5 protein-coding genes are annotated in these 6,080 nt (G+C 55.8%); 1 reads left to right on the top strand and 4 read right to left on the bottom strand.

Features of this window, described 5'->3' with window-relative positions:
- Window positions 1-10: 10 nt before the first annotated feature.
- The 3 genes from GV832_RS22545 to GV832_RS15125 are packed head-to-tail and all read right to left on the bottom strand — an operon-like array spanning window position 11 to window position 3,515.
- On the bottom strand, window positions 11-481 hold the full coding sequence (locus GV832_RS22545; RefSeq protein WP_168775721.1) for a Mov34/MPN/PAD-1 family protein: 471 nt from the start codon (window positions 479-481) through the stop codon (window positions 11-13).
- The gene (locus GV832_RS15120; RefSeq protein ID WP_354001969.1) at window positions 478-2,259 is read right to left on the bottom strand and encodes a ThiF family adenylyltransferase; all 1,782 of its coding nucleotides are present in this window, start codon (window positions 2,257-2,259) and stop codon (window positions 478-480) included. Before GV832_RS15120 ends, GV832_RS22545 begins: the two co-directional genes overlap by 4 nt.
- Before the next feature lie 14 nt (window positions 2,260-2,273).
- Window positions 2,274-3,515 (bottom strand): CBASS cGAMP synthase, encoded by a 1,242-nt coding sequence (locus GV832_RS15125; RefSeq protein WP_168775723.1) that lies wholly within the window; start codon window positions 3,513-3,515, stop codon window positions 2,274-2,276.
- A 34-nt stretch (window positions 3,516-3,549) separates the two neighbouring features.
- Between GV832_RS15125 and GV832_RS15130 the strand changes: the two genes are divergently transcribed.
- Window positions 3,550-4,353 carry a hypothetical protein gene (locus GV832_RS15130; RefSeq protein ID WP_227754450.1) on the top strand — a complete coding sequence of 268 codons (804 nt, stop codon included), beginning with the start codon at window positions 3,550-3,552 and terminating at the stop codon, window positions 4,351-4,353.
- Between the two features lie 115 nt (window positions 4,354-4,468).
- On the opposite strand, the gene GV832_RS15135 is transcribed toward GV832_RS15130, so the two are convergent.
- Complete coding sequence (locus GV832_RS15135; RefSeq protein ID WP_168775725.1) at window positions 4,469-5,638, bottom strand: IS5 family transposase; 1,170 nt, start codon at window positions 5,636-5,638, stop codon at window positions 4,469-4,471.
- Window positions 5,639-6,080 lie beyond the last annotated feature (442 nt).

A 6,080-nucleotide genomic window follows, 5' to 3' on the forward strand; every position in this document is an offset into this window, starting at 1 on the left:
GAAGCCGAGTTTAGCAGGTCTGCAGTCTCGACCAACCGTCCGCAGCGTGAAGGGACACATGCAAGCCAGTCGGAAATGGGGCTGTTCCCACAATGACCATCAGAAAAGCGTTTAACTCATGTTTTGATCGCACAAAGAGGTCCGTCATTGACGTGAGGTCAGTGCCAGACGGCTCAGGGAGCGACTGGGGATGAGTATGCCAATCCCCGAAATAGTGCAGACCGGCCTTGTGCAGCCTGCCAATTTCAATTTTCTCCGCAAACCGGTCAGCGACAAAGAAGAAACGCCCCCTTCGATCAGACTGCCTCGGGCCGGTCGCCAATTTGATCGTAACCTCAGCACCATCAACCACTCCGAAGAGTTGTCCGCCTGCCTCAGCCATACATGGCTGAATCTGCCGCCATCTTTGGAAGTGATCGAGAACCCTCGCCTCGACCACTAAGTTCTGTCCGCTTTCCCCAATCGTGTAACGGATACTCATTTTCCACCGCAGAACGGGCAACCTGGCCTTTGGTCCAAGTGAAAGACTCTTGATCCACCGAACTCTGGTACCGCCGCAAATCTATCAAGGAATCCGGCGCTAAACTGCCCACCTTGCTCGAAAATGTCAGCCTGTGAGGCCCAGCAAACGGTCTCCGTTCCGAATTGAACCCCACCAAGCAGCGCTTTCGCCGCAGTCTTGGCTACCAGCATTGCGACGCTCGCCAAAGAAATGGGCCCATAAGGTTGAAAGCTTGCTCCACAGTCCGGCAGCTTGCGAGTAGTGTCGGTATCCCATTCAAAGACCGTCCAAATGGGCCTTCCGAATTGATCCATTCCGCAACCGAAGCAGGGACCGTTTGGTCCTACGAGAACAGCATGGCCGGCTAGCGAGAACGGTTCAGCCCAACCGTAGAGAACGTTTGGAAGATCTAGATCGGATCTGGCCAACTGATTGAGCCTTCCCTCCGCCTGCCAGTTGCCGATGGTTGAAACTATCAGATCTACATCGCGGAATACTTCAGGTTGCTTGGCGTAGAGAGATTGCCATCGCTCAGAAAAGTGTTTGACCAGCATATGTGGGTAGTTCTTGCGCAGCTTTTCTGCGAGCGATTTGGCCTTATAGGTTCTCGCCTCTCCGATACCCAAAACATGTCGCCCAACGTTTGCGTATTCCAAGACCTCGGGATCAATCAGCGTGATTGATCCAACCCCTGACTTGGAAAGAAGTTGCGCGACTTCACTTCCAAGTGACCCCGTCCCAACCAATAGTACTCGCTTGTTAAAAAGTGTATCATTCCCGGGTGTATCTCTCCCGTGAACCCATGAAGGATCGGCGCGCAGCACCTCGTGCTGCTCGACCTTGTTTCCACCGAGTTGACGCTGCAACCTTATGTAGGGAGGCACCTTTCCCGGGCGAAATCCTTTCTGAATCATGTTAACTTGCGATCCGACTGGGTTCCCATGCTGCTTGGGCGGCATCACTTCGACAGCAAAGAACACCGGTCCGTTCTTCGTGGTCCCCTCGAACGAAACGGTGAACTTGCCCTCAGCATCCTCGGCTGCTGCGATCAAAAGTGGTTGGGCGCTTGGTGCAAGCTTCTGAACCAGACCCGCTACCATCGCCCCCGACTTGGGGTATTCCGTAGGAAGAATGGGCCTATCCAGAACCAAGTGCGTCGCCACCTCGAACCCAAAATCCCACTTTCTTCCGCCATTGTGGTTGTTTAGCCAGTTGCGAAGTGCTTGGTCATTGTCCGCCAGATAATAGTCCCCTGTGCTTCGCCACAGGGAAACGATTCTGGAGGGGCCGCCTGGCGTCAGCAAACTTACCACTGTCTTGCCTCCAGCGGTTTTCTCCCAGTAGGAAGCGAACTCCTCGGCAAAGTCATCAAGAAATGCTGGGTCTCTTGACGCAGCAATCAGCCTCCCGGCTTCCTTGATCGTATCCCATATTAATCCAATAGCGTTATACGGATCATGTTCTGCACTGGGAGGAAAAAGGCAAAATGCACCATCCTTTTCAATGTGCGGAAACTGCTTGAACTGAAAATACTCTTGGCAATAAACGCGAGGCTTCCCCCAAGGAAAATCTCGGGGGACAACCACCCGCAAATCATAACGAACGCTGCCGAGTTCAAATGGAACAAGCCAACCGCAATGGGGTTCGTGCATCGCATAGAGAGACAGCTCGTTACTTGTGAGCCTTCGACTTGCCGGTGCATTGGCGAGAAGCCACTCTGAGATTTCATCAATCTCAGCGCTGGTTGGTTCAGACACTTTGGTCAAACAGTTTACCCGTACCGCCCGCCGCCCTGCTTATTCACTGCTGCGAGGGGCTGATGCTCCGCGTCAATCTTATCAATCAAGCCAAGGGTCAATGCCGCCGGTGTTGAAAGTGGGCTCGTCTTCACGTCTAGACCGGCATCAGGCACATATAGTGTGAGATCGTCCGGAATACGGCCTCCGAACAGTCCTTGCAACACCTTCAAGGACGCGCTGCGGTCGGATGTGTTCACCAAGGCATCAGCCAGTCGTTGTGCAAGAATCTTCGCCTTGGCAACGAAGTCTTGCCGCTCCACGGCCGACCAACTTTGATCTAGGCGTTCGCCTTCGACCACGGGATTAGGAATTTCCTTGGCAAGGAAATCTGGCAATTCCCTTGCAACACGCAGTAGTGCGATGTCATCCCGATTGCTTGGAATTTGAGCTGCGGATTTCTCAAAAACTGAAACTACGGCAGCCATCAGGGCTATCGAGGCTAGTTTTCCCTCCTTCCACTGATAGTCCTTCCACCCCTTAAGGTAGCGACTAACAGTTCGCACTTGATCACCGTGCTCCTTTACAGCGTCGACAAACCAGTCTTCCAGTTTGCGTGGGTCAGACTTCTTCCATCCCTCTTTTCGATGGGCCAGCATGATTTCATCTTGCGACAACATCCGGTAGGCAGTGTCCTCCATCATGAGGGCCGTTGAAAAATCGGCCCCACGGTTTTGGGCATCCTTCAAGATGCGCAGGAAGTCGCCATCTGGCACTGAGTAGAGTGCTAGGTCCGTGTGCATAGTGTCATCTACAACCACGCGAACACAGGAAGGCTTGTCCGTCACAAGTTTCCAGCCCTTCTTTTCGCACAGTGGGGCTAGAATCTTCTCGATGATGGAAAAATACGCAGCGCTGTTGACCGCTGGGAGCCTGTCTTGGTTCTTTTGAAAGTACGAGACAGGCATGAACAACCCGTCATCCAAGTCAATCTCTTGCGGCGGAACGTGTGCAGGTTGATTGCAGGTGTCATAGGAGAAGCTTCCTTGCATCCTGAACTTCGGCGTCTGGAAGTTCCGTGCCAGGACTGGGGCGCTTCCTTCGTACAGCGCTTGATCACCCAAGGACTTCGCGAACGATCCAAACTTGGCGGAAATCTCGGCGCGGATTTCATCCCGTGCATCCCGAAGGATCCGTCGCTGATCCTCCGTCAGGTCCAACGCGAACTTGTAACCGGAAGGCCGGGACACGAGGGCTTTGTGTGCGTTGATGGGCATCAGGTTGTCCCTTTTTCCGACATATCTTGTAGTGATGGCGTTGCTTGCCCATATACTTGGGGGCAGAAGATCGACTCTTCAATACCAGAGGCAGAACGTCATGGCAAAGTATGTTTCCCTTTCGTTCTGGATCACGCTCGCCGTATACGCCGCTCAGGCCTTCCCGGGGCTCAGCGCTTGGCTGCAGGCTTGGGCGCAGGGCAAGCCACAGTGGATTGCTGTGACGGTCGGTTGGGTGACCTCGAACGCAGGGTCGTCGCTACCAGTGATTGTATGGGGGGCAGTCGCCGCTGTGGTGGTGCTGCCGGGTTGGCGTCTAGTCTGGAAGTTGCCACTTCTCGGCTCATGGCTCAGTCACCGCGTTTTTCCCGATCTGAATGGCGAGTGGACCGTCTCGATTCAATCTAATTGGCCAATCATCGAAAGGCTTAAGTCGGCTGCAGCGAGCAAGGATGCCACGTTCGATCCTCTGAAGGATGCCCTTCCGAGCCTTCTTGAAGCGAACTTTGAAGTAAGAATTAGGCAGACGTGGTTTCGTACCGATGTTGAGTTTCTGCCAAATGATAAGACGCCACTCCTGAAGTCTCACACCGTGTCCGTTGAGTTCTTGAAGTCTGAAAACGGTTCAAGGTCACTTGCTTGGGTATACGAGCAGTCAAACAAACAAGGCAACGAGTTGCCCTTAGCGGTAACTGATCGGGATCGGTTCTTTGGGGCGGCCATGCTCACGGTTAGTGACGACGCTTCGAAGCTGAGCGGGCAATACTGGCAAAACCGATCTTGGAATCAAGGTCTTAATGCTGCAGGGACGATTGCTCTCAAACGAAACCGGACCTAACAGGGTGCTGAAGAAGTCTGCGGGACTGAACGGTTTTCTTTCGGCGCAACCGGCTGCGTTTGTTTTCGGGTCCTTGGGCGCATACGGCATGCGTGCCTGACGCGGCTTCTCATCGTCATGCTGCCAGCAGCCTGGGCAGTCGGGCAAGGTTGTTGGCGGTCATCGTCAGGACGAAGCGGGCGCGCACCCGCTCGACGCCGCGATAGACGGTCTGAGCCATGCCGCCAACGGTTTTGGCCCAACCGAAAGCCTCTTCGATCCGTTTGCGGTGCTTGATCGACAGGGCGTAACCCTCGTGCCGGGTGGTGCGGCCGTCGATCGCTGAATATCTCGATTTCTGCGCGACATGGGGCGTGACGCAGGCTTGCCGCAGGTCAGCGACGAACTCGGCGGCGTCGAAGCCCTTGTCGGCGCCCAGTGTCAGCTGTCGGGTCGATCCCGGAGAATGGCGGTGGATCATGTCGAGCGCCGCGCGCCGTTCCGCGTGACCGTCGGCCTGCGTCAGGTCGCCCTGCACGATCAGGCCGGAGCGGTTCTCCATCAGAGCATGACCCATGAAGCACAGCATTGCGCCGGTGCCGGGCGACTTCTTATAGAGCCGCGCGTCGGGGTCGGTCGTCGAGGCATGGGTTGCATTGGACCGCTTCTCGCCCCGGAAGTCGATGTCTGCATTGCGGCTCTGGCGGGTGGGGCGGGACATCGGGTCGATCTCGGACGGTGTCGGTTCAGGGTGGTCTTCGGCAGGGCCGTCCGGACTGGGCGGGCCGCTCGGATCGTCCTCGGGCGGCGTGTCGGCGGTCCTCGGCTGGAAGCTCTTCATCGAGGCCCAGGCCTTGACCAGCGTGCCATCGACCGAGAAGTGGTCGTCCGACAGGAGCGGCGCGACCTCGCGATGGGCCAGGACCGCCGCCATCACCTTGCGCGACATCTCGGTGGTCAGCAGCCGGTCGCGGTTCTTCGTGAACACGGTAGGCACCCAGACCGGGTCATCAATGCCAAGGCCCACGAACCAGCGGAACAAGAGGTTGTATTCCATCTGCTCCATCAACTGCCGCTCGGAACGGATCGAGAACAGGATCTGGATCAGGCTCGCCCGGATCAGCCGCTCCGGCGCTATCGAGGGGCGGCCAAAATCGGTGTAAAGCGCCTCAAACTCCGCATCCAGGCTCGCCAGCGCCTCGTTAACCACCTGCCGGATCTTGCGCAAAGGATGCCGAGCGGGGATGCGCTCCTCCAGATCGACATAACTGAAGAGCGACCCGCTCGTCTCATCCGTCCCGCGCATCACTACCCCCACCGTTATCGTGCCGAGCGTGAATCATGTTCTCAAACCACTGTCGAGGCGGGACTATTTCAGCACCCTGCTAAGGCACGCCTGAAGTGTTCGAATGCAATTGATGGGCATTGCCTTGCGTATCCGGGCCTCAAGACTATCGTTCAGTGAGGTGCTTATGAGCTATAACGATGCGCGCAATCTGGTGCCATCAGTGTACATCGTCAACGGCAGGAGCGGCCACGGAGCACTGCCTTCCGTGAGGTTTTCGACCATGTCGACAAAGTATTACATAATCAAAATTATGCGTCATAGCTTTGTAGCAAAGGTGCGCGCTATTCTGGAATGCGACTTTTCATGGTTCCTTGATGTTTGGGACCAGACAAGGAGCTGAGAATGAAGATCCGGTTTTCCCATCTTTCCGTCTCCGAGCGGCGCAAGATCGAGCGCTGGC

It is taken from the genome of Stagnihabitans tardus, assembly GCF_009925085.1.
Taxonomy (GTDB): Bacteria; Pseudomonadota; Alphaproteobacteria; order Rhodobacterales; family Rhodobacteraceae; genus Stagnihabitans; species Stagnihabitans tardus.